Source organism: Pseudomonas sp. NFACC04-2 (assembly GCF_900119265.1).
GTDB classification, from domain to species: domain Bacteria; phylum Pseudomonadota; class Gammaproteobacteria; order Pseudomonadales; family Pseudomonadaceae; genus Aquipseudomonas; species Aquipseudomonas fluorescens_AA.
Map to the genome: position 1 here is coordinate 48,595 of NZ_FPJC01000021.1, position 23,474 is coordinate 72,068.

Below are 23,474 nucleotides of genomic sequence, written 5' to 3' on the forward strand. Positions count from 1 at the left end.
CACAGAATATGCATGGATGCATATACAGTCAATGCGTAAATGCATTTATTTATGCACGAGGAATGCGTAGACGCATAAAACCTCGTAAATACGGGGGGTAGTGGGTTTTCTGGAGGCGAAAAAAACCCGCACGACGGCGGGTTTTATCTGACAGCGGAGGGGTTAACGGGCGTACATGCCCCACCAGAAGACGTGGCCGAGGATGACGATTTGCTCATCCTGCATTTCCTGGAAGGTGTAGTCCTCATCCGGATGTTCGTCGCGGTTGAAGCTGCGCAGGCGGATACCGGTGGGCAGGCGATAAAGCTGCTTCACCCGCAGTTGGCCGTTGTGGTTGATGGCGTAGAGGTCACCGTCGACGATGTCGCCGATCCCGCATTTGCCTGCGTTCACCCCAACCGTGGCACCGTCGCGCAGCACCGGCAACATGCTGTTGCCGCGCACCGTCACGCACTTGGCCTGGTCGAACTGCACGCCGTTATGCCGCAGGCTGCGCTTGCCGAAGCGCAGGCTGGAGCGCTCGCTTTCCTCGATGACGAATCTTCCTGATCCAGCAGCCAATTCAACCTCGCGCAGAAAAGGGACCGACACTTCGTCTTCTTCGACGGGTGTCTCGTCGTCCCACAGGCTTATGTCCTTGAGTTCGGAATGCGGCTCATCGCGGCGGGCATTGCCGGCGGGCGCAACGTCCGCGCGCCCGCGCAACTGATCGGTACTCACGGCGAAGTACTCGGCGATCTTCGAGATGTGTTTATCCGAAGGATCGACGATCTTGCCGCTGAGGATCCGCGAGAGGGTGGACTGAGGCACGCCGGTACGCCGGTGAAGCTCCGTGGGGGAGATCCCGTGCTGATCGAGCAATGCTCTTAATACGGTAGAAACGTTGCGTTTTTGCATAACGCGCATAGTGCTTGTTCTTTTCGCAGAAGACAAATGCTGTTTTGCATAAATATGCAATTTCAAGCCTTTTGAATTCATTGTGGCGAGGGAGCTTGCTCCCGCTTGGGTGCGCAGCGCCCACAAAAAGGGTCTGCTGCGCAGCCCAGCGGGAGCAAGCTCCCTCGCCACGGAATCGCCCTACACTCCCTTAGGAAAAGGCTCCGCCCCCGTCCTTCAAATGTGCGACCAGGCTACATCGCCTTGCGCCTCTGCCTACAACTGCGCCAGAATCCGCCGGCTTGTCCACCTTGGATCCCATCGGTACTTTGATTCTCGTCACTGCCCATCAGTGATCGGGTTTAGTCGCTCGGTATTCCAAGGTGCTTATTGCTCCATTCAGTCAGGTACTTCTATTCCTGCACTTGATGGTAGCTGTGCGCAGGGCGCCCTCGGGCGCGCCGGTTTCTTGGATCCCCGGTCGACTAACCTGCGTACAGCTGCCGCCCCTCGTTTAGTCGCGAGTGAGTGGTGGCTCAACTTCAAGGATCCATAGAATGCCGAAGAACACTCCAAATCCCCCAGACGATCACGTCTCCCGCAGCCAGTCGGCCAACGCCAAGAAACTCGATGACGCGGCCACCCGCGCCCTGGACTATTACCTCAAGCCGAAAGCCGACAAAAACACCTGCGACACACCCGACACCCTTTTCATCATCGCCCCCGACATCGACGCCGAATGCCTGCTCGCCAACCTCAGCGAAACCCTGGCCTCGGCCAATGCCATGGTCAGCGACCTGGCATTCGACCTGGAGGGCTCGCGACGACATATCGGGTTGGGGGTCCAGCAGATGATTGAGTTGGGCCAGTTGCTGGCGAATCGGGCGTTGGATGTGGTTGAAGTGAGGTAGGCCTTCTAAGAGAAGCCCGAGTAATCATTGTGGGAGCGAGCTTGCTCGCGATAGCGGTAGTCCAATTACAACTAAGTAGTATTGGCAGCCGTCATCGCGAGCAAGCTCGCTCCCACAGTTGGATCGGGGTACAACCGGAAAAACAGGTCGGCTGTCAGGCCGCCTTCGCGAGCAAGCCCGCTCCCACAGGGGAAACGCAGTCCCACCAAGCATCAGGTCGGCTATCAGGCCGCCTCGACCCGCCGTCAGGGCGGAACCCTAAGCAGCCGTTACCGCAACAACGGATATGCACACGTTCCCAAAACCACTCACATATGGGTCCCACCAGACCACCCATGTTAACCTTGCGCCCATCGCGGAAAAGCCGGGCCAATGCCCCTCCTTTTGCCCCACACCTTTCAACGAGCTTGCCTGACACCCCATGAATACAGCCGTGAACGACCTGTCCTCCCACACGCCGATGATGCAGCAGTATGAGCTTCAGAGTGGCTTAGGCGGTGCACTACAAGGGCTGCAGACATTTTTCGTCTAAAACTCTTGGCTTAATTCGCGTGTGTTTCGGCCAATAAAACCAAGATAGATTGAGGTAGTTTTAGACACGCGTCGGCGCCCCTACCCATCTCAATATCCCCCGAAAAACCATAACGACGGAGCCTAGGCTTGGTCCGTGCGCTATCAACTCATTTCAGCGACGAGACACTGTTGATTCGTCCAGATCGCCGCTCTTCCGACTGATCGTCATACCAGCCAGCATTCGCGAAGCATGTTGTCGCCTGCTACTCTCAAGCAAAGGTACGGCCCCTATTTGTTTAATCGGATTGGCGCTCGCTGCGCAGCAAGAGGCGGCCGTACCCTCCCATAAAGCGTGAAAGCGTGCGCCCCATGACCAAACCACTTGTTCAACCCCGAATCCTTAGGGCCTCTCAAGCGCCATCCTACCTGGGTATGTGCCGGGACGAGTTCAACAGGACGGTACGGCCCAACGTTCAGGAGTTCCCAATCGGAAAGCTGGGTATCGGCTTCGATCGCCTAGAGCTAGATGCCTGGGCTGATGCGTATATTGCCGCCAACGCTATCGAAAAACATCCGCCGATATGCGCGCCCACGCAACAGTTGGGCTCCGCCGTACGGCCAATGTCGCGCGCGCAGCCCGGAACGGCCACTAGGAAAACGGCGCCCGCTCACGCAACAAAGGAAGAATTTGAAAGATTGATAGAAACGATCTTGGGCAAACGAAAACGGAAGCTCTAATCAGGATCCAAGCATGCGTTGCCGGGGAGGTTCCCTATGGATGATGAGTGTGAGGTCGTATACGTAGCAGGCCTAGGAAAAATGCTCGGGCGAACTGAAGCCTCGGTAAGAGAAGGGATTCGCCGCGGCGTGGATTGGCTGCCGAAGGGATTTAAGATGGGCGCCAGGCATTGCTGGCTCAAGGATGATGTGAAGGAGTTCCTGCGCGCTTGCCGGGATGGCGAGAACAAGACGCCGAAAGTGGGCAGGAAGCGCCGGCCGCAGCCGACGCTCGTAACTCTTCGCTGAAGGGAGAGCAGCCCGTGCCAAGCAGAGCCGAAACAAACAGCATTGATCGCTTCATGCGCCTCGACGAGGTACTTCACGTCACTGGCCTTGGCCGTAACACGGTTTATCGCCGCATCAGGGAAGGCACATTTCCAAAGCAAGTCAGGATAGGCCCCAATTCAGTTGCTTGGCGTCAGTCGGCAATCGTTGAATGGATGGGTTCGTTCACGCCGAACAAAGATCAGCCCTGGTGAAAATATGCGCTATTTGACCATCAGAAAATTTGCTAACGAGGTCGGATACACTGAGGCGGCAATACGATCGAAGATCGCTGATGGAACGTGGATTGAAGATCAAGTGTGGAGACGAGCTCCTGACAATCGGATTTTGATCGACGTGCACGGATTTGAAGAGTGGGTGGTAAACGGGAAAAGTCGCGAAGTATTAAAGCAGCCCCTCCTGCGGTCGCCCTCTTCCAAGATAAGCAAATCTTCACTCAGCCCGCCCCCTTTAGTCCAAACCTCGCAGGGGGTGCCTGAGCTCACCGGCGACAAGATTCATGAGAAGAGGCTAGCCGAGCTGATCGGAACCACCCCCAAAGCGCTGGAGCACAAGCGGCGAGAAGGAATTATTCCGGAAGGAGTCTGGCTCAAGGAGCGCGGACGGATCATGTACAGCCTGGCGAGATATAACGAATGGGCAGAAAAACAATGGGTTTCACGAATACAGGCGAGCCCGGGTGCCAAAGCGTGGGAATCGATTTCACCTAGATCGGTGCACGCCCAAGCAAAACGAGTTCCGATAAAGCCTCCTCGCAAGGGATCGCAACGGCCGGTGATCACTATGCTCGAGTGAAAGAGAATTCGGCGCGTAGCTATGACGAATGCCCCCTACCCCAATCGGCATGCAGCCTGAACCGCGAGACGCCGACCTTAGGTTGGCTTGCCAGGGCCGCCTACGGGACAACGAGAAGTCCATAAATGTCCAATTCTGACCTTCTTCCCTCCCTCCTATTCAGGATCAACGAAAATCAGCTCGCCCTGGAAGCTGCCATCATGGAACTGACCAACTGGGCCGAGCGGCAAGGATCTGCCGAGGTTGCTGAGAACGTACGTGGCGCCTTGGCAACGATCAGCCTGAATGAAGAGTTCGTCAAAATGAGCCTGGCAATCATGATGTCTCCCGACTGACGGCTAGCAACTCGTCGCTCAGTCCTCGCCGCACTATTGCGCCTCGATTACTGTACATCCAAACAGTAGTCAGCCAGCGATCCTAACCATGAACTTTGACCAAGCCAAAGCGCTGAGACTTCAGCTTTGGCGAACGACCCTTGATGACCACGAATTCCGAATGGAAAACCCTGAGGCTCACAGATCAAGCCTGCATGAAACCAGCGCCAGGCTCGCCGAGGAAGGCTTGATTGACCGCATGCAGCAGTTGGAAATGGATGAAATGGCGGATTCCGCTTACTGGCACGCCGTAGAGGAGCTGCAGTCAAACCCAGTCATGTACCGCGGCGCATGTGGATATGACGTGGTGCCCCGGGATGGCGGCCCAAGGATCGGGACGATATTTCATTCAGTCCTTCGCCTGGAAGAAAGCTGCGGCGACAAGCCGCGTCCCTATGATGGAAAAGTCTACCGGGACAAATCGGGGCTGGTACTCAATTACAGCTTCGCCACAGCCACCGGGCGCATAGTAGGCCTCATCCTGACGATGGATGACGGTCGACAGTTCGACCTGATTGAGACGAAACGAATGGTCTCGGGCAAGGTGTACGAAGCGATTGATGACCCAGATGTCTATCGATGGATGGTCGATGTTGTCCAGGTCGCGACAGAGAACCGGGATGTTGAAATCGTGCAGAGGCTCAGGCCTTTGCTGGAACTGGCAAGGTTTGTCCAATGCTCGAAGTGCCTGGATCAGTTCGGCGTACGCGAGGACTGCGAGCCTTGTAGCGGCTTGGGCTTCGTCGAAAAGCCTCGATGCTCAAGCAAACTTCCTGTGAATGGCTAGGGTCCACTGAGAAATGCAGAATCAGGGGATCGTAATGTGCGGCGGAGTTGAGGCGGCGGACAAAAACAGAGCGTATGAACGGGTGAAGGTGTACTTCCCGAACCCCAAGGCTGCGTTTCCCGTGGTGCTTGAAGACGGGACCGACCTTGGATGGGTGCGATGGGGCCGGCGCCGTGAGGAGAAAGGCACCGGCCCATCAGGAGGATGGGCGAAGCTGGAGACGGTGGAGCGTGGCGGGTGGGAGAAGTATCACCCGCAACGGGCCCTGGGGCTCGTGCAGCGCTACATGGAGAAGGATGGGGAGCGGGTTTCGCACTGGTTCGACATGAACGAAGGCTTCGGACTGGAATGCCTGGTGCTGGGCGAGGACGAGAACCGACGGGTCTACGTCGTCACCACCTCGCCGCCTGATGAGTACGCCTGGATTCACGACCGGTGGCCGATGATAGGACGGATTCCCACGCCTATCGTGGGATCAGCTCCCTGACATACGCCTGGCATGCCTTCAGCGCGATCAGCTCGATATTCGTCATAGACGGCGGGAATAGATTGCTATCCCTCGCTACGATAAAATAATATTCCGGAACTAGTTCCGACGAGCCTGGACGCAGATGAATTAATTACTTTTCAAGCACACCACGCACTGCGTCGTAAGAGTCAGTGCACGCGTTGCCAGCGATCGTTGCCCGATCAAGAGCCCCTGCAAGCTCGACGTTCTGTTGTATTGATTTATCAAGTATATCCTGAAGTACCTTAATTGCCTCATCTCCTTTTTTACTAGCTAAATCCTTTTGCCAGCCATCATACTTTCTCATCATTGCCGCACTGCACCCTTCAGCACAGATAGCACCAAGGTCTACCTGTCTGGCGACCTCTGGAAGGGGCGGAATGTATGGCTCTAAGGAAATTGCTGCTCCTAATCGATTTTGTGCTTCTGGCGTGAAAGGCACAGGTGAATATTTAGACACTACTGTCGTAGCCCAAACTTTCAGTGATGGATCAAGTTTGTCTCCTCCTTCCCTGAGCATATTCATCGCCATTGTAAGGTAATCTTTTTTTATGCCATCTTCTGCAATGCTTTGTTGCACCGTATATCCAACTAAGCCCAGCACAGCCGGGATAGCTATCGCGGACAAGATGGTCGCAATGGAGCGCGTTTTCTCAAGAACTGAATTTAAATCTGACACGGTATATCTCCTGAATAGTCAATCCTATTGACATGCTCTCGTTGCTGCTAGGAGCTCACGCTCATAACCTATCCTTTGTCGACGCTCAGCCAACAATGCCCGGATTTTGACTTCAAGAGGATCAGACTTCTGAATCCCTGAAGCAGCCCAAGCAGGGCTTACAACCTCTTCGGTTTTGCATGGAACCAGCATGGGAACTTCAACCCTAACTGTCCGCACCTCAGGCGGATTGCCGGCGCACCCGGCTAAAGCCAGCGTCATGGCCAGCAGTAACCTTTTCATAAGCCAAGCTCCTGATCAATTACTGTTTCGGCAGCAGAGCATTGATCGCCTCCGCTCCGCTCGCGCAGGATTCTGTTCGCCGCGGCGTAGTCTGGCCGGGCTTCATCCCGTGCTTTCTCTTGGGCCAAAGCGGCAGCTCGCTCTCGCAACTCACCAGCCTGGACCAGCTCCCCTAGCTTGCGGCCCTGCTCGGCAGCCAAGCCCTCGAGGTTATCCCGGGCACTAGTGACTTGGGCCAGGTCCCGGTTAGCCGCATCCAACAGAGGTCGATAATGACCGGCGACTAGCCAGCCACCAAACCCCGCCCCCACAGCAGTCAGTAGCAATGCCAGGACGCCAGCCACCTGCGCCTTGAGCGCTGCGGGGCTCACTCCAATACCTCCAGCGCTCGTGCGTACAGCTCCCGACGCTCCTCCGCGCCGTTCTGTCCGCCATTTATCCTGCGGGTGATTTTGTCGAAGGCGCCGGCGTCCGCCAGCGTGTTCAGGCCCTTGGTCGACCAGAACCACGCGGCAGACATCGCCGCATGCTGCGGCAACTCAAGAAGCTCAGGGTTGCCGATGAGGTCCAGGCCCAGCGCCTCGCCACAGGCCGCGTAGTTTGCACGACCGGTGATCTGGATCAGGCCCCGGCCACGGTACTTGAAGCCGTCCCCCTTTACGGTGTTGCCCAGGTCGGCGCGGCCTTCGTACCCGGCCTGCTGCGCCGTGGGGCCCCAGATCTCGCGCACCCAACGCAACTGGCCGGACTCGTGCCCGACCTGGGCAATGAATGCCGCCACGCGCGCTGTACCCACGATGCCGTAGCGGTTCATGGCCGTATTCAGTGCAGAAACAAAAACGCCAGCATTACGGCCGGCGCTCGGAAGGATCTGCAGCAACTGCTGCTCGGTGATCGGCATACTTTTCTCCAGACAAAAAAATCCCGCTCGATGGCGGGTTGCAGTGCGCAGCGCGGGTCAGATCGATTCGGCGGCGGCCAACATCGGCGCAGCGATGATTTCAGGGATGGGCGGCTCCGCCGGCCAGATTGGGGATTCAAACCATCCGGGTTGCGTGGTGACCTTGCCCAAGGCGTACTTGTAGACCTTCCAGGCTTTCAGCGGCGCGGCCAGGGCGGCCTGCTCAGCTTCGTCCTCGGGAGTCGCTTCACCGATGTCGATGCCAAAACCGATGGTGTCGACGCGATCTTGAATTCGTTCGATTTGGGCCAGGGCTTTTGCGTTCCTAGCTGATAGCTCGGTTTTCGCGGCAGACAGTTGTGCGGCCGCTGTCGCTGCATCCTTCATGGCCCTGGTGATCAGCTTGGTCCAGTCGATCACACCGGTCGCGATCGGAGCACTGGGATCGGGTTGCGGTGGGACGTATTCCGCTTGGTCCGGACCAGGGAAAACCACCACTCCATCGGGCACATCCAGCAGTGGCAAAGGAAAAGCCTGCGCCTGACTGTAATTTATAGGGTTGGGAAACAGCAGCGTTAGAATTAACTCACCGTTATTCCGCTCTATGTTGCCAGGAAACCAATGAGATTCGATTGCATTGAATGGCAGTGTGTCACCCTCATCAATTGGAGAAAAGTCAAAACGAACGTTGTTCAGAATCAACACATCACCCGTTTTTACAGCAACCAAATTATCGTCACGTCGCTGAGGACTCAGTATGATTTTCATCAAAACCACCTCCCGATTGCTATCCATTTTATGTTTCTGTCCGCGCTCGCCTGAGATGAGACGGACAAAAAATTGGATGTAAAAATGCTGCCGGTAGCGCTGTATGGAAGCACTCCGAAACACGTGGCGGTCGTAGCTTGAACGACAGGAGCTTCGGAGAACTGGGTAGGGAAGCTAATGTTTATATCTGCGCTTCTGAACCCCCCAAAGAACGCTGTAGAGATGGCAACAGCTGATATCGCCCTGTTGTACTGCCAACAGATCATCGTTCCATCGGCATACTTCACATACTCCCCATTCCCGTTGCTATTACGCTCGATTACCGCGCCGGTTGGAATGCCTCCGGACTGGGAAACCGGTCCAACCAAATTAACGGTGTCGTAGACTTTTCTCCAAGGCGCCCAGGTGCTGATGTCCGTCTTTAGCCGGAATCCCAGAGCCCCCTGAGCGCCCCAACCCAGAACAAGTTGAGACTCGACGATACTGGATCTACGTAGATGCATTCCCATGGGGTAGGTGCCCAGCAGCGGCTGGTTGTGTCCTGGCGGCGTGGCGATGGACGAAGTGAACATCTGATTGGCCGTGAAGAAGGTGTCCATGCTGGTGGCACCGTCGTAACTTGAGCCGGTGGAGCCGAGCCCAAAGTCTGCGACCTTCAACATCCTGCCCGCCGTGGTGTCGTAGGCATTGGCCGTTTTCACCAATCCCAGCGCTGTCTGTGCGTCCGCCTGGGTGGCGCCACCGGTGCCGCCCTTGGTCACTGGCAAAATGTCGTAATTGCCCGTGGTCCCCAGCGCGGCGAGCTTGGCGCCATAGGTGTTCACAATTGCACGCAGTGCGTCAGCAGAATCTTTTACATAGCCCTGCATCGGTGCCAGTGCGTAGGCGCCAGCGGCGGCGGTTGTGCCTTGGTACGCCGGATCGATCGACATAGCCGTATTGCTGGCCACGTTGGTGACTTCATACCACCGGCCATCCGGGCCGCGAAATGCATCACCGACCCGACAATTCACGATGAAGGCCGTGCCTGTACCTGTTACAGCGTTGGAATTCAGGGTGACGGAAACCGTCCCCGTTTTGTACCAGGGCATAGGAAGTTGTCCTTTAGAGTTTTGCGAATACTGCAGTAAGGAAGAAAGCGAATGGGTTGCCAGAGCCAACTGTCAGCGCGTATAGATTCCCGCCTGAGAAATCCCACCAACAATAAAGAGCCCGATTAAATGGTGCATCGTTTAACATCGGCATGCTGAATGTATTTATCAGCATGTACTCACCGGCTGGAAAATTGAAATTCACTCGATAATAGTTTCGGGGCTGGCCCTGGCCCGCGGTATCTGTTTTTACGTACGTCCAATTTTGGTATGATCGGGTGAACCTCGCATAGGGGGTATCGCTGTCGAATAACAGCTTTGAGTTACCATCCCATATGCGCATTCCGTAATCGGCAAGCGCCGTAGCAGCGAAGCCACAAGCAAAGTAAGCCCCGTTGGGCTGCAGTGTGTTTTCGTCATATGCACGGACGTAGAACCCGGTCCACGCCCCTGGCGACCCGATAACGCGCATCAGGCACAGGCCGGCAATGCCAGTGCTGCCAGCAGGCCTGATAAAAACAAGCGGTGGTTCCTGGCTCGTGATTGTTCGAGGAAAGGAAGTGACCGACCCAAGTCCAGATTCTTGCGTTGGCTGGTATGTTCCTTTTGCCAGAACAACAAGACGAGTGAACTCTGAATCAACCGTCACGACGTTGCTGTCGTTTGTGAACTCTAATCCAAATGCCATCAGGAGAACCTTATTACAATTAGGCGCATCGTTGAGCTGGTCGTGCTGCTGTATTGCTCCCTCCCTCGAATGTAGCTATAGACACGTACTGCACCGGCTACAACTTCGGTCTCCAGTTGCATATCGGTACTTACGTTATAGTTGCCAATCGGAACAACAAACGCCGCGCAGTTGCTTGTAGTTATCCCGGGGATGGATATGGTCTGGAAGTTAGCGGAGTTGGTTCCTGTAACAACTCCGCTATAGACAACCCGCATGGTGAACGACGACGGATCAAGGGTGACGTTGCCATTCTCATCTCGAATTTCCAGCCCATAACTCATGCTGCGAGATCTCCGAGCTGTACCCGCTTGACACCGTTCTGGTCGTAGACCTTGATGGCGCGGTTGGTCATGGTCAGGCGACCACCGCCCGGGGCCGGTCCGTTGAACTCAAGATTGCCGGCTTTATCCAGGCGCCAGCCCTGCGAGCCCGCGACGTAGTTGTCGGATTGAAGGGCTTGGCCGATCTTCAGCATCGTGATGCTGCCGTCCTGGATGAAGGCCGAGTTCATGAACACCTGTCCTCCCTGGACCGCGAACGGAACCGAGATTGCGCCGCCGGCAATGGTATTGACGATGGCGAAACGGTCGGCACTCACCAGGAACTGGCTTTGCAGGCCGGCGGCGGTGTTCTCGATGCCAAGGCCAATGCCTGCGGCAACGTACTGCCCGCTGGCAGTCAGCTGCATCTTCACAGACCACATCGTATTCAGCTTGCCGCTGGTATCCGCGTAGGCCGTGGCCGTCTGCTGAATGGCTGCGGTGTTCGAGCCGACCGTTGCAGTAAGCTGGTCGATCTTCGTCGAGGTCGCCGACTCGTTCGTGGCTACCACCTGCTCGAGCGTGGTCAGGTTCGCCGCGTTCTGGCCGATCTGGGCATCAAAGGTTGTCAGCCTGGTGGCCGTCGCCTCATTCTCAGAAGCCCGAACGCTGGTTTCCTGAGCGATTGCCGCAGTGCTGGTCCAGCCCTTGAGGGCATCGGCCAGCTCCCCTTCCCCGTTGTCATCGCGGTACGACGCCCGCAACGCTTCAAAGGCTGTGGCCTGGGCCGTGACAACACCGTCGATCTCGGTGATATCAGCGGTATTGGTTGCAACCTGCTGTGCCAGCCCGTTGGCCGTTTCTACCGACTGACCTACATCCAGCCAGTAGGTGGTGTTCGGCGGTGCCGTGTTGATCGGCACCGGCCCCAGCGCCTGGTACAAGCGCTGACCCTGGCGAACAATGTCGTTTTTCACATAGGTCTTGGCGGGATCGTAGAGCAGGATGTCATCGAGCGCATCGATCTGGGCCTGGAGGCCTGGGATCTTCTCGATTTCACCCCTCAGCTCTTCGCTGAGTTCGGTCTCGCCAATCTGCCCGGCGATCAGGTCGAGGATTGGTCCAGCCTCCGAACTGGCCTGGCCCAGCACACCGTTGCCGACTGGGTACCAAGGGCCAATGTTCCCGGTGCGATCCACAAGGCGCGCCCAGAAGAAGAACAACGCACCCGCCAGCAAGCTCTGCATGCTGTAGTCGCTCTGGGGATAAGCCAGATCTGCCAGCTTGGTGGCGTTCTCCAGGGCGTTGGTTGGGCCGTACCAGATCTCTGTCCGCTGGGTATCCTCGGCGCCAGCAGGGAAGCCCCACTTGAGGCCGATGCCGAACAGCAGCGAAGTTGCCGTCAGGTGGGTGACCGCCGGCGGCAGCCCGGTCTTCCCAGTCAGCACGACCTCGGCGCTGGTGCCCCAGATCGAAGCCACATCCATGGCATTGACCGAACTAACCCGGGCCAGATATCGCCCGCTGTAGATTCCCTCTACCTCTGCACCCAGGCTGCCCGTGCGAGGTAGGCGAATCCAATTCCCGCTGTCCTTGCGCCACTCGACGTTGTAGGCGATGGCGCCGGGCACCGCGTCCCAGGTGATGCGCATCGTGCTGACTGCAATCCCCTGCGACACTACGCTGCGAGACTCCAGCGTGATGTTGGACGGCGGGTTCATCACGCCCGGCGGGATAACGCTGGTCGGCTGCGGATCGATCCGAGCGCCGGTGTCAATGGCCGCGTATTTCTGGGGCTCATGCTGGGTCGCGGAAATTTTGAACTGATGCAGGCCCTGCGGCTCGATGGTCTGCACTCGATAGCGCATCACTGCAAGATCCGCGCTTTCGACCGACCAACTGCACTCCGGCTGCGGCAGTTCCGAGTAATCGGCCATGACGGTAACCAGGCGCCCTGATACAGATTTGACGATACGTCCTTCTGACTTGCCGCTGGGCAGGTTCAGAATCAGCCGGTCCTCCTCGTGAATTTCCGCATCAATGTCGAGTGTTATAACCCGCTTCGTTGCCGCCGCTATGCGCCCTCCGTTTGGCCGACCAGAAAACAACTCGTCGGCCACGCAGATGATCTGACCGGGCTCGACGTTCCGCCCTTCCATGCCGGTGGTGAAGCTGACAGACCACTCCTCATACTGTTCGGATTTCAGCGCCCAAATGCCGTGGCGGATCGCCTCGCCCTCAACGGTGCACCCGAAACGCGAGATATCCAGCATCCGGTGGCCAAGAGCACCGATCAGCTCATCGTTGGTTACAGGAGCGGGCTGGGTCTTGAATTCGTTCTCGGGATTGTCCCAGGCGACCTTCGCCCGGGTGTGACGATCAGGAAAGGCGGCCGCCACATATTCGAACTCACCGATGATGTTCGAGCGCGTGAAGACGTAGCCGTCCTCGTTACCCGGTATGTCGGCAACCATGGTTACCTGCGAACCGTTCCAGCAGCTGCTGCCCCGGAACACGCTGGCCAGGTCCGACAGGAGTGCATACCCCTCGACGGAGTCCTGGATGTAGACGTTGGTGGTCATTCGTGGCTGGAGCCCACCCTTCCCGTCGGGCACCATCACATCGCAATAGCGGCCGATCTCATAAAGCGTCCAGTGGTCGACCATATCTGCGGTGATACGGCGTCCCAGGCCGTAGCGCCGATGGAGCAGCAAGTCGCGCCACACCCACACCGGATTGTTGGAGTAGGCCAGCTTAAACGTGCCATTCCAGTCGCCGGCGTAGGTGCGCGTCTGGGGATCGTAATTGGTGGGAACTTGAACGATCCGACCGCGCATCAAGAAACTGGCTTTCGGCGTGTCCTGAAACTGCTTGGCGTCGAACCGCAAGCCGCCCAGCGCCAAGTTGGGATAGCGCAGCTTTTTGTCGATGACCTCGGTGAGGCCTTTGATCCTCATCAGATCCGCGTAGTTCGAGTCGTTGCGGTTCGGGGTAAGGCGACGAACGCGCACCAGGGCGCTGGAAAAACCCTCAGGGAGGTCAATCCGGTGGGTGCGCTCGTACTCGGTGGTCCCTTTGTCATCCAGCGTGGCGGACAGAACGGTTTGGTAACTGCCACCATCCACCGACAGATCGATTGCATAGTCGATCCGATAGCCGACTTGGTCCCCATTGGTCTTCAGTTGCCAAATTTGTGGCCAGGATAGGCGCACACGCACCGCCGACAACTGCTGGTCAGTGATGGCATGAGTCCAGGCGTTGTCAGATTTGAGCTCTACCGGCAACCCCTGAGAAGCTTCGTTTTCAATCGACGGGAAGCCCGGGATATGCTCCTGATCCACTGTTCCTGGGCGAAAATCCCAGACCGTGCCTGGAAAGTTTTCGCTGCCGTCAGGCGATAGGAGCGGCGTACCATTGAGTTTTACCGATCGCAAGCCGTCCACTGGACCGACAATGGGACCTTCGCTCAGGGCGTAGAGCAGCTTAACCGTGGCGATCGACAGCGCGGTGTCCGGAGCTTTATAGGGGGTGTGCGGTTTCTGTTCGCCACCCTTCGCGCCAGAAACGCGGGCAGCAGTAAGCCGGCGCCGACGCTTGGTAGCGGGCGCTGTTGCAAGACTGGGCATGGTTTTTCCTTACTGCTGGTCTTCCGAAAAAACGCCGGCGGAAATGAGTGCTCCGCCAATATCTCGCTCGCCGTAGAGCAATGGTTTGCATCGCCCCTGGGCCGTTGTGGTCACAGCACCACCGAATGCGTAAGAGGGTCGGTTGCCGTCGGACTCCTTGTCCAGAATGCCGAGCGGGGACGGCGACATACTCATCGCGATCCCGCCGATCATCAGGCCGGCGCCCGCCGCCGACAGGTAATACTGGCCAGTCACCGCACCCACCACGATCAGTGCCAGTCCCGCTATGGTCGCGAACAAACCACCGCCCTTGCTCCCGATGACGATAGGTGCGATGCGGATCGGCTCCACGGTGTCCTGGCGCATCTGGATCTCGCTTTCACTGAGGTTCCGTTTTCCGCGAAACACCGCATAGGTCAACCCGCGCTCCTCGGAAAATCTGAGGAAACGCTTGAACCCTGGCACCTTCACACACAGGGCGTGGACAGCCTCGGCACCAGACGCGACAGCCAGATGATGGATGCGGCCAAACCTGGCGCCCAACACGCCATAAAGCATCACCAGCACCACCAGGGGCTGGGGGCGAATTACTGTTCTCATGGCCATCAGTCGACCTCTGTTACTCGTTGATGCCGAAGAATCAGCACGGTGTAATCAGCCCACATGCCGCCGTATACATCGCGGGTGGATTTCTTGTTGTACCGGTGATGGAGGAAGGTACCCGGCGCCGGGTGCAGATCAGGGACGCTGGACAGCAGCCCGTCGCCGAGGTAGATACCGGCGTGGTTAGGGGCGGCGGCGTTAATCTGCATAACGATCATGTCGCCTTTCTTGGGCATGGACACCGGGTAGAACCCCGCCGCCTCGTAATATTGCTCGTACAGGCTTTCGCCAGAGTTCCACCAGCCGTCACGGCGCGGGTAGTTCGGCAGTTCAATGCCGTGCTCACGCTTGTAGTAATCGCGGCACAGCGCGTAGCAGTCCAGCAGGCCATGGCCGAAATCTCGGCCAATCAATGGCGCCTGGTAGCCGTCTGGCTTGAATTCGAAGTACTCCCCGGACGGCCAGCTCACAATGCCCCATGGTTTTTCATGGATTTCGCAGCTCACCCGGTCGGCCATGCTCGGTACCGGTGGGACGTCCGGGTGGCTGTGGATAATCATGACCACTTCACCACGATCTTCTGCGTCGCACTTGTCGCTGGGGTTGATGATGAAATGCTCGCTGGGAGTCTTCGCGTCGTTGCCGCACGGCACATACTTGAGCCGCCCCGCTTCGCGAATCACCACGCCACAGCTTTCCTTTGGATACTCCCGGGCGGCATGGGTCTGAATCTGTTTCAGCATCGTCTTGTTCATGGGTTTATCCAATCAGGGCAGCGCCAGGGGCGCCACCGAACGGCAGCGGATTGCCCTTGCCGAAACGTATCTCGCAGTCGCTTGGACGCCCACCGCAGCGATCCAGGGCCGGGTCATCCACGGGGTTGCCGTCGAGGTCAAACATCTTGACGCCGGTGTAATTGCAGTCGGGCCCACGGTATTCACCCCACAGGCACCATTCACACCGGTTCATGATCAGCCCGGCCGGCAACATCTGACCCTTCACCGCCGTCGGCGGCGCCAGCGAGAACACAACCTCTTCGCGGCCCAGGCTGGTCACCTGGTTGATGTAGGAGATATCGATCTTTTCCAGCGGGCTTGCCTCGGGATTGCCGCCCGGGAAGTTCGCTGCATCCAGGTACTTGGCGTAGGTCTGGCGGACCGTCAGCTTCACACCGCTTAACCCCTGGAAAATCCGACATAGAGCCGTGATGGTCCCATCGATGTTGCTGATTTTCAGCATCGGAGTGGAGCTGTTGCCCTCCACACTTCGGCCAAAGCCTCCGGTTTCGTATGGCCTTGGCGCGTAGACATCGCCCTTCCAGATGATGGGCGACGACTGCAAGTGAGCGTGGAACCGGAAAATGCCCATCCCGCGCGCCTCACCGTCCAGCTCTATCAATTGGATCAGCGCTCCGGGCTCGAGCTTCTGGTTGTCCAGTGTGATCATGGGTTGAATACCTGCTGAAAGGTGGTGCTGAGTGTGTATTTCTTGTTGCCGTGAGTCTGTAGTTGCCAGCCACCGGTGGTGATGTATGCGCCCTGCACCTCCAGAGGCGGCGTCCACAGGAAATGATTCGCCCCCTTGTGCCGGATGAAGAACTCCTTGATCGGCAGGATGTAGGCTTCGTTGCCGGTGAACGACACGGTGTAGGTGCCGGCGACGTTGTTGATGCCGACCGACAGGCGCTGGCTATAACCATTCCCGAATTTCGATTCCAGGATGGCGGCCTGGTCATCGCCAGACGAGCCGACCCGTGGCGACCAGGTGAATACCTCTGCCATCAGCCATATCTCCGATTATTGGGATCAAGAAGACCGTTCTGACCCTTTTCCTGAATGATCACCGCTCGGGCGATCTTCGGCATTTCCGAGCGCGCGGTAGCCAGCAGCGCCAGGCCCATCTGCTCGTAACCCTCCGGCGAATTGACGGTGCCACCAGAGCCGTCACCGCTGATGTGCAAATGGATCTCCGGCGCACCTGCTGCCCCGCTGGCGCTGATTGTTGGAGCAGTGAACGCCGGGCGAGCCCCGCTGGGCCAACAAAACCACCGCTGGCATAGCCTGGCTTGCCGGTCCGGTTTAGCCCAATCAGGTAGTCCTTCATACCTGGCTGATCCACGACTTCCTTGCGAATCACCACCTCGCCACCGTGCACCACACCTTTCGGCTCGAACTTACCGCCTGGGCCGGTGTAGCCGCCCCCGGAAAACCCGGCCAGGGCCATGCCGGCGACCATGCCGGCATTGGCGTACCCAGCAGCGAGCAATGCAGCGCCTACCGGGATGCCGCCGAGAATGGTCAGTTCGGCGGGCGCCTTGGCTGCCGCGATCTGCGCGTTCATGATGATCGAGGCGACAGCGAAGGCTTTCTGAGCGACAAACAGCGCCTTATAGGCGCCCGACTGCTCGCCGGCGATCTTCCCGACCATGTCTGCGGCTTGGCCCGATAGCTCACTGAAGGTGCCCATCACCGCGACTTTATAGGCGCCCTGGATATCCGACAGCCGTGCCTGGTTCGTCTGGTTGATTTCCACCACGCGATCCAGGTACTGCTGCTCGGCCGCCAGCTTCTGCTCGTTGGTGCTCTTCTGGTCTGCCAGGATCTGGTCGCGAAGGTCAGCCTGCATGGAGAGCTGCTTGTCGTGCCACTTCTTCAGCGCGGCTTCTGCCTCGGCGATCTTCACCAGTTCCCCAGATGGACCGCCCACCGAGGAGTCGATGCCGGAGAATTCCGGCGCCTCGGTGACCGTGGCCTTGGAGATTGCATCAGCGCCAGCACGATAGTCATCCGAGCTCAGCTTCCCGGCACGGTTGGCTGTCTCTAGGACCTTCATCCGCTCCCTGGTGGTTGCCAGCAGCGACTCTTCCTTGGTTTGCAGGCCAGCCATCAGCCCGTCGTAGGCCTTCCTGGCGTTGAGTGCGTCCAGCTCAATCGCCTTACCCTCAAGGCGTGTTTTGTTCACCTGGCTGAGTTTCGCCAGCTCGCCGTTGGCCAAGTCGTAGCGCAGACGCCCGAGTTCCGTCGTCTCATCAAAGAGCGCGACCTGCTGGGTCAGGTTGGATAAGGTTTGCTTATAGGCGTTGTTGAGCTGCTCGGCCTGGCGCTGGATGTCCTCAGCTGCCTTTTTTGCCTTCTGCTGTGCCTCTTCGGAAGCTTTTGCGGCCGCTTCAGACCCTTTGATCGCGCCCGCCAGGATACGCCAGCCTTCAGCAGTAGATGGGTCGACGCCTTCGCGCTCGATACGACGATTGACCTCACCGACCAAATCCCCACCATCGCGCACGGAGTTGAGCCGCTCGACGAGGGTTTTCGAATAGCTTGTCCAGCCATCAATGGTTTTCTGGTCCGGGCCTTTGATCGTTTTGAGCCCAGCGCCTGCCGCCCCAGCCGCAACAGCCACGTCCTGCAGACGAGCCTGGAGCATGCTGGCGACATCACCATAATCACCGGAAGCCTTGATCGCTTCGCCGTACGCAGCCGACGAGGCGTTGATGGCTTTCGTCATCTCCTCGTTCGGGCCGATCGCGGCAATCAGCTCCTGGCTTGCGGAGTCGATGCTCTGTCCGCTGGCGACACGGCGGTTAAAGTCAGTGACGGCCCGATCCCGCTGGAAGGGATTCGCCGTGAACGTGTCTCCCCACTTATCGTTCGCCTGGGCAGACGCGCGGATGTCCCGAAGCGCCTTTTGTGCAGCGACCTGGGCGTCGGCCTGCTGCTGGATAACTCCGTCGAGCTTATAGCGCGCCTGCTCTGCACCCAGTTTGGCGAACTCTTTGCGCAGCTCCTCGACTGGGCGCTTCAAGTCGACAGTCGCCTGGCGGGCCTTATCGCTATTGTCGCTGAACAGGAGGTAGCTGGCAGCAACCGCGCCAGCAGTTACCGCTAGCCCGACTGGCCCGCCCAGCACACCCAGAAGCGCCGACCCGGCGCGACCGGCCAACGATGTTGCAGCCGTTTGAGCAGCTTGTGCGGCGGTCTGCGCTGCTGTCGCCTGGGCGTCCGCAAGCCTAGCCAGGCGCAAGCGACTCAGCGCGGCAGCATGAGCATCGGTGAACCTCGTAGCAGCAACTTGTGACTCGGCGGCTGCAACTTCGGCAGCCGCACGGCGCACGGCCACTGTTGTAGCGTCAAGCTGCGCGGTGGTGCGTCCGATTTCGGCGGATCGCGCCTCTCTCAGTACGACTACCTGGTCCTTTAACCACTTGAGTGCATCGCCTCCCTTTAGGCCAGCATATGCTGCGCCTGCTGTAAGCGCAGAGGCGGCGAGCGCGTCCATGTTTTTCGCTACAAACTCGATTGCCCCTGAGAGCACTCCTGCACTGCCCGTCGCCGCATCAGCACCGCCGATCCAGGCCTGGAAAGCGTTTGTGAGCGAGGTCGTCGACCTGCTCACCGATGGCGGCATTGCGTTGAACTCCTTGTTCAACACACCCAGTTGGCTAATGAGTGCTGGGACAAGTTTGTCTATCGTAATAAGCCCGTCATCTGCCATGGCCTTGAGATCTTTGCGAGCAACACCCATTCCCGCAGCAAGGGCTCGCAGAACACGGTCACCGCTATCGGCGATGGAATTGAATTCCTCACCCCGGAGCACTCCTTGAGCAAGCGCTTGAGAGAACTGTGTGATGGCTGCGGAAGCGCCCTCCGAACTGGCACCGGATACCTGCAACCCGAGAGACAGGGCCTCTGTCACGCCAAGCACGTCAGATGTGGAATACCCAAACTCACGCATTGAGGAAGCGGAGCGGCTGAAAAGCCCAGCGTTATCGGAAAAGGAAGTCCCTGTCCGCTGACTCAGCTCGAACAACGACTTTTGACTGACCGCGAAATCCTCAGTGCTGGTGGTAGCTTGTTTGAGTCTGGCGTTGACTTGATTCCAGGCATCAGCCTGATGAATAACGTTGCCGACGGCCAAGGCCCCAGCCATAGCTGCCGCGTAGCTTCCCACCGTCGACGTTAGAGCTTGCATGGCGGAGCCCTGCGCCTTTACAGCGGCTTCCTGAGACCTCCAAGACGTGGTGGCATCGCGGTTGCCAGAAGTAATGGTGCGCAGGTAGTTCTGCCCCATTCGGCCAGCCCTGGCCATCTCTCGCTGATAGGCGCTTGTCTCCGCTGAAACACTGACAATGAGGGATCGAAGCGTTTGACCTGCCATGTGTTTCTCCGGGCATTAAAAAACCCGCCGGGGCGGGTTTTGGTTACTGCTGAATTGTTAGCTCAGGCGCTCGCCATATAGCGGATGACCGGTCGTAGGTCATCGTGGCTCTGTAATAGGCCCTGATCTTCGCACCGAATCCATTTTGCGAATCGACGTAGGCAGAGACGTAAAATGTGCATTGATGGTCCGGAACGGACACGACATCAGTACCGTTCAGATATGGAAACTCGGCTGACCCCGGCGACTTTAACTGCTGCTTGACGAAATTTTGGGACATCACGTAGGCCATTGTGGCGTCATCGCACTCCCTCTGCGCTCCCTCCACTTCCCTGGCGGGGTTGCCGGCCCATGATAGATAGGCCCACCACATGAAACCAATTACGACCGCGCCAATCCCGAGGGTCCAGCGAAGCAAACGCTCAGATCCGCGAGTTTTCGCGAACTCCCTGCACAGTCCAACAACGAACACGACGACCAACGCCGTCACAATCCATAAAATCAGTTTCACCGACCACCTCCTTTTTGATCGATGACTTTATCATTCGAAGCTGCCCCCCAGAGAGATGGATCTAACCTTCACCAGCCTTGACCATCAAGAAGGCCTTGAACATCTCAGCGCCCTCCTCGGCCTGGGTGATCTCATCGACGACCAGCGCCGGCTCATCCTTCCACTTCGGCAGTAGATCCACCGCCGATACCTTGGCTCCTTGGGCCTGGAACACGGACGCGGCGATAATTGAAGCCTGGATGTCGCCCCGAGTGTCACTGAGTGGTGACTCCTGATTGTATGCCATCCACAGGAACAGCTCTTCAGCACTCATGCTTTGCCGGAGATCCCGGAGGGTCATGCCCAGCCGGAGGGCCAGAGTCAGCATGAAAGCCAACTCCGGCTCCTCCTTTAGTCGTTTCCCGCTGCGTCCACCGGGTCATCCGCGCCAGCCCCAGCGGCAACGCCGCTCAACTCGAACACCTTCCCAACCAGACGGTCATGGACTGGGCTGAAGGCCTCGGCAACCGCCGGCACGTCATCGTCGGAAAACACGCGGGCGTTGCTCTCATCCAGCAGCGAGCGCACCAGGACGAATGCGTAGAGCGGCGAGGATCTGATCTCTACTCGGGACTCTGCCGTGACGCCCTCGTCGTCCTGATCTTCCGGAGACTGAGCGGGCAGACCCGCCTCCAGGCGGGCCTCTGCAACGGCCTGCGCGGCGCGACGGCGGTATTCCACCCAATCCCCCGCGCTCAACGCCCGAACGACAACCTGCGCGCCGTCCCATTCGTCAATGGTCAGTCGTTCGTGCTTGAAATTGCGCATGGGGTCCAGCGCCATGGCGCGCAGATCCGCGCCGGCGCCAATCTTTGTGCGGGCCATTACGGCACCACCGGAACGTCGAAGGACACGGCGCCGGTGATCCGGACGTTGAACGTACCGTTAACGGTGCCATTCGGCGCAGCATCCCAGGTGAACTGGGTGACCAGACCGAGGAAGCTCGAGGACGACCCGTCCTTGAACACCGTCTTGAAGGCTCGTGGCTCACCGTCATCACGAGCGGTGCGCAGAACGGTCTGGGCCTCGTCGTCAGCTTTCCAGTTTCCGGACATGCTGAAGGTGCCATTGTCCGCCAGGCCCACGGTAAACTCTTTGGCCTCGCTGGCCAGCACCGTTACCTCGATCTCATCCGACTGGCCGCCCTGGAACTGGGGCTGTTTGATCGTCACCGAGAGGTCCGCCCAGGTGTTGGCCGGGTCAGTTGGGTCCAGGGTGGTGAGTTTGGAAACGCTGAGAGCGGTGCCCTGCGTTTTGACGAACTTCGCTTTCGTTGGGGTTTGAACGGCCATGTGGCCTCCTATGGTTGCAGGGTGTATTCCCAGCTCACGCTGTGAAGTTTGGTGTCGCTTTCAAATGAGTCAGGCAGCCGGTCCGCAGCGCCAACCGTGAAGTCTTCACCGTCGGTGGTCATGACGGTGAACGCCTCGTCCGCCAGCGTCAGCGCCTGGAGAAAGCTCTCTCCCCACGCGTCGATCTGGATGGTCAGGTCACTGGAGCCATCCCATCCGGCAAGCGTGAAACCGGTGATGCTGCTGACGGTTTGGATGACCAGGCGGGGCTGTTCGGCGCCCTCAGGGGCAACGCCGAAGTACACGCGCCCGTCGACCAGAGGCGTCAGCCTGTCGATGAGAGATTTCTCGATCATGGGTTTTACCGGGTGATGGCGGCGTCGATGCCTTCGGCCAGCTTCTCCGCGACGGCCTTCTCGATCTGAGGCAAGCTGCCGTCCCAGGCCGGGCGGATGAACGGGTGGCCCCGCATCTGTGACGTGCCCAGCTCCAGAAATTTCCAGTAGAAAGGCGCGTCGTAGTCGGCGCTGGAGGATCGGCCTTTCTTACCTTGGCGCTTGAGAGCCTTGGACTGCTTGCCCGCGGGCTTTTTAACGCGGATCCCCGCCGTTGCACCGCCAGGGGTGTCGGATTGGTTGAGGCGCACAGCGATGATGTTCTTCTTCAGCTTGCCCGTGCGCACCGGAACCTTGCTCTTCGCTTCATCCCTGGCGATACGCGCCCCGGCAAGCACCGCGTCCCGAACGATCTTGTTGCCGACGGACTTCGCCAGCTTTTCGAAGTCTGACTCAAGCTCTCCAAACCCCAGCACAGTCAATGATCCGTTGCTCATTTGAGTTTCACCGTTTTGCACATGAGCTTCAGCATGTCCCGCTGGTTGGTTGGCAGCGGCGCAATGATTTCGTAGGCGATTCCGTCATGCACCAGGTGCTGTCCTGCAACCACATCCTTGCGGTAGCGAATGTTGATTTCAGCACTGACCGTGACCTGCATCTGTGATGCCGCCTCATACATTCGCCCGGAAGGAATGTTGATTTCCGCCCAGAGTTTGCCGAGGTCACTCCATACCTTGGTCGGCTGTCCCAGCGCGTCCTTGCCCTCGATATAGCCACGGCGCATGCAGCGATGACGCATAGGACCGGCTCTCATCAGTAGCGCTTCCTGTACATGAGCAGCCGCTCAACAGCCAGCGGCACAGTGGTTGAGATTGACCCCAGCGCCACGCCTTCGCGGTTGGCAAACCAGTGGCCCACCAGCAGCAGGATGGCCTGTTCAACATCCGGTGTAAGCCCCATTTGCTCGGGCTCCACCGGCATGCCTTCTACCAGTTCTCGGTCGCAGTGCATGGCCACGTGGGACTTGGCCGCCTCAATGTAGCCGCCGATGAGGGAGTCCTCTTCATCGTCGTCCACTCGAAGGTGCAGCTTCACCCGCGCCAGGTCGATCATTATTTATTCTCTTTCGGGGCCGTGGACTTGGATTGCTTGGGCGCGGACACCTTCGCCTTGCCGTCATCGCCCACTTCCTCGGCCAGACCCTTGCCGATCAGGGTGTGGGCATATTCCTCGTCGACACCTTCGAACACCTGGCCGGCCTTCACCGATGACGAGTCGGCGCCCAATAGAGCGGCGCTGCCTACAAAACCCCACAATGCTTTGATTTTCATGTTGCCTCCTGAAAAGAAAATGGCCGGCACACGGCCGGCCATT

Annotated in this window: 31 protein-coding genes; 8 read left to right on the forward strand and 23 right to left on the reverse strand. The window is 58.4% G+C overall.

What is annotated here, in order from left to right:
- Window positions 1–162: 162 nt before the first annotated feature.
- The gene (locus tag BT125_RS22975; RefSeq protein ID WP_072343527.1) at window positions 163–897 is read right to left on the reverse strand and encodes a LexA family transcriptional regulator; all 735 of its coding nucleotides are present in this window, start codon (window positions 895–897) and stop codon (window positions 163–165) included.
- Window positions 898–1,433: 536 nt separating this feature from the next.
- Here BT125_RS22975 and BT125_RS22980 point away from each other — a divergent pair.
- From BT125_RS22980 to BT125_RS29545, 8 genes are all read left to right on the forward strand, one after another.
- Window positions 1,434–1,787 carry a DUF6124 family protein gene (locus tag BT125_RS22980; protein ID WP_072410669.1) on the forward strand — a complete coding sequence of 118 codons (354 nt, stop codon included), beginning with the start codon at window positions 1,434–1,436 and terminating at the stop codon, window positions 1,785–1,787.
- 945 nt (window positions 1,788–2,732) lie between these two features.
- Window positions 2,733–3,038, forward strand: coding sequence for a hypothetical protein (locus BT125_RS29745; protein ID WP_371857823.1), 306 nt, complete (start codon window positions 2,733–2,735; stop codon window positions 3,036–3,038).
- Between the two features lie 36 nt (window positions 3,039–3,074).
- A complete protein-coding gene (locus tag BT125_RS22990; RefSeq protein WP_072410673.1) occupies window positions 3,075–3,326 on the forward strand; it encodes a hypothetical protein in 252 nt (83 codons plus the stop codon).
- Between the two features lie 53 nt (window positions 3,327–3,379).
- Window positions 3,380–3,559 (forward strand): helix-turn-helix transcriptional regulator, encoded by a 180-nt coding sequence (locus BT125_RS22995; protein WP_072410675.1) that lies wholly within the window; start codon window positions 3,380–3,382, stop codon window positions 3,557–3,559.
- A gap of 4 nt (window positions 3,560–3,563) precedes the next feature.
- Complete coding sequence (locus BT125_RS29540; RefSeq protein WP_177344971.1) at window positions 3,564–4,160, forward strand: hypothetical protein; 597 nt, start codon at window positions 3,564–3,566, stop codon at window positions 4,158–4,160.
- 125 nt (window positions 4,161–4,285) lie between these two features.
- On the forward strand, window positions 4,286–4,495 hold the full coding sequence (locus BT125_RS23005; RefSeq protein WP_072410677.1) for a hypothetical protein: 210 nt from the start codon (window positions 4,286–4,288) through the stop codon (window positions 4,493–4,495).
- An 88-nt stretch (window positions 4,496–4,583) separates the two neighbouring features.
- Complete coding sequence (locus BT125_RS23010; RefSeq protein ID WP_072410679.1) at window positions 4,584–5,321, forward strand: hypothetical protein; 738 nt, start codon at window positions 4,584–4,586, stop codon at window positions 5,319–5,321.
- A 13-nt stretch (window positions 5,322–5,334) separates the two neighbouring features.
- Window positions 5,335–5,808, forward strand: coding sequence for a hypothetical protein (locus tag BT125_RS29545; RefSeq protein WP_177344972.1), 474 nt, complete (start codon window positions 5,335–5,337; stop codon window positions 5,806–5,808).
- A 133-nt stretch (window positions 5,809–5,941) separates the two neighbouring features.
- On the opposite strand, the gene BT125_RS23020 is transcribed toward BT125_RS29545, so the two are convergent.
- The 22 genes from BT125_RS23020 to BT125_RS23130 form a co-directional block, all read right to left on the reverse strand.
- Entirely contained in the window at window positions 5,942–6,508 is a 567-nt protein-coding gene (locus BT125_RS23020) for a DUF2514 family protein (protein WP_072410681.1), read from the reverse strand.
- A gap of 24 nt (window positions 6,509–6,532) precedes the next feature.
- Window positions 6,533–6,790, reverse strand: coding sequence for a hypothetical protein (locus BT125_RS29750; RefSeq protein ID WP_072410683.1), 258 nt, complete (start codon window positions 6,788–6,790; stop codon window positions 6,533–6,535).
- Between the two features lie 367 nt (window positions 6,791–7,157).
- Complete coding sequence (locus BT125_RS23035; RefSeq protein ID WP_072410688.1) at window positions 7,158–7,691, reverse strand: glycoside hydrolase family 19 protein; 534 nt, start codon at window positions 7,689–7,691, stop codon at window positions 7,158–7,160.
- 57 nt (window positions 7,692–7,748) lie between these two features.
- Entirely contained in the window at window positions 7,749–8,078 is a 330-nt protein-coding gene (locus BT125_RS23040; RefSeq protein WP_072410811.1) for a phage tail protein, read from the reverse strand.
- 380 nt (window positions 8,079–8,458) lie between these two features.
- Window positions 8,459–9,550, reverse strand: a complete 1,092-nt coding sequence (locus BT125_RS29760; protein WP_072410700.1) for a hypothetical protein — start codon at window positions 9,548–9,550, stop codon at window positions 8,459–8,461.
- 13 nt (window positions 9,551–9,563) lie between these two features.
- On the reverse strand, window positions 9,564–10,238 hold the full coding sequence (locus tag BT125_RS23050) for a hypothetical protein (protein WP_072410702.1): 675 nt from the start codon (window positions 10,236–10,238) through the stop codon (window positions 9,564–9,566).
- Entirely contained in the window at window positions 10,238–10,561 is a 324-nt protein-coding gene (locus tag BT125_RS23055) for a hypothetical protein (protein ID WP_072410704.1), read from the reverse strand. The genes BT125_RS23050 and BT125_RS23055 overlap by 1 nt, the downstream gene beginning before the upstream one ends.
- The gene (locus tag BT125_RS23060) at window positions 10,558–14,166 is read right to left on the reverse strand and encodes a TipJ family phage tail tip protein (RefSeq protein ID WP_072410706.1); all 3,609 of its coding nucleotides are present in this window, start codon (window positions 14,164–14,166) and stop codon (window positions 10,558–10,560) included. Before BT125_RS23060 ends, BT125_RS23055 begins: the two co-directional genes overlap by 4 nt.
- 9 nt (window positions 14,167–14,175) lie before the next feature.
- Window positions 14,176–14,772, reverse strand: coding sequence for a tail assembly protein (locus BT125_RS23065; protein WP_256573819.1), 597 nt, complete (start codon window positions 14,770–14,772; stop codon window positions 14,176–14,178).
- Window positions 14,772–15,524: a C40 family peptidase gene (locus BT125_RS23070; RefSeq protein WP_072410708.1), complete on the reverse strand. Its 753-nt coding sequence runs from the start codon at window positions 15,522–15,524 to the stop codon at window positions 14,772–14,774. The genes BT125_RS23065 and BT125_RS23070 overlap by 1 nt, the downstream gene beginning before the upstream one ends.
- A gap of 4 nt (window positions 15,525–15,528) precedes the next feature.
- Entirely contained in the window at window positions 15,529–16,215 is a 687-nt protein-coding gene (locus BT125_RS23075) for a phage minor tail protein L (protein WP_072410710.1), read from the reverse strand.
- Window positions 16,212–16,550 (reverse strand): phage tail protein, encoded by a 339-nt coding sequence (locus tag BT125_RS23080; protein ID WP_072410712.1) that lies wholly within the window; start codon window positions 16,548–16,550, stop codon window positions 16,212–16,214. The genes BT125_RS23075 and BT125_RS23080 overlap by 4 nt, the downstream gene beginning before the upstream one ends.
- A gap of 58 nt (window positions 16,551–16,608) precedes the next feature.
- Window positions 16,609–19,923 carry a tape measure protein gene (locus BT125_RS23085; RefSeq protein ID WP_072410714.1) on the reverse strand — a complete coding sequence of 1,105 codons (3,315 nt, stop codon included), beginning with the start codon at window positions 19,921–19,923 and terminating at the stop codon, window positions 16,609–16,611.
- 43 nt (window positions 19,924–19,966) lie between these two features.
- Entirely contained in the window at window positions 19,967–20,434 is a 468-nt protein-coding gene (locus BT125_RS23090; RefSeq protein ID WP_072410716.1) for a hypothetical protein, read from the reverse strand.
- Window positions 20,435–20,495: 61 nt separating this feature from the next.
- Window positions 20,496–20,801, reverse strand: a complete 306-nt coding sequence (locus BT125_RS23095; protein WP_139271783.1) for a phage tail assembly protein T — start codon at window positions 20,799–20,801, stop codon at window positions 20,496–20,498.
- A 23-nt stretch (window positions 20,802–20,824) separates the two neighbouring features.
- A complete protein-coding gene (locus BT125_RS23100) occupies window positions 20,825–21,298 on the reverse strand; it encodes a phage tail assembly chaperone (protein WP_072410718.1) in 474 nt (157 codons plus the stop codon).
- Complete coding sequence (locus BT125_RS23105) at window positions 21,298–21,765, reverse strand: phage tail tube protein (RefSeq protein ID WP_072410720.1); 468 nt, start codon at window positions 21,763–21,765, stop codon at window positions 21,298–21,300. Before BT125_RS23105 ends, BT125_RS23100 begins: the two co-directional genes overlap by 1 nt.
- A gap of 8 nt (window positions 21,766–21,773) precedes the next feature.
- Window positions 21,774–22,121 carry a tail completion protein gp17 gene (locus BT125_RS23110; RefSeq protein WP_072410722.1) on the reverse strand — a complete coding sequence of 116 codons (348 nt, stop codon included), beginning with the start codon at window positions 22,119–22,121 and terminating at the stop codon, window positions 21,774–21,776.
- Between the two features lie 5 nt (window positions 22,122–22,126).
- Window positions 22,127–22,597: an HK97-gp10 family putative phage morphogenesis protein gene (locus BT125_RS23115; protein WP_072410724.1), complete on the reverse strand. Its 471-nt coding sequence runs from the start codon at window positions 22,595–22,597 to the stop codon at window positions 22,127–22,129.
- Window positions 22,594–22,899 carry a phage head closure protein gene (locus tag BT125_RS23120; RefSeq protein ID WP_256573820.1) on the reverse strand — a complete coding sequence of 102 codons (306 nt, stop codon included), beginning with the start codon at window positions 22,897–22,899 and terminating at the stop codon, window positions 22,594–22,596. The genes BT125_RS23115 and BT125_RS23120 overlap by 4 nt, the downstream gene beginning before the upstream one ends.
- A 14-nt stretch (window positions 22,900–22,913) precedes the next feature.
- Window positions 22,914–23,213 (reverse strand): head-tail connector protein, encoded by a 300-nt coding sequence (locus BT125_RS23125; protein ID WP_072410728.1) that lies wholly within the window; start codon window positions 23,211–23,213, stop codon window positions 22,914–22,916.
- Window positions 23,213–23,431 (reverse strand): hypothetical protein, encoded by a 219-nt coding sequence (locus tag BT125_RS23130; RefSeq protein ID WP_072410730.1) that lies wholly within the window; start codon window positions 23,429–23,431, stop codon window positions 23,213–23,215. Before BT125_RS23130 ends, BT125_RS23125 begins: the two co-directional genes overlap by 1 nt.
- Window positions 23,432–23,474 lie beyond the last annotated feature (43 nt).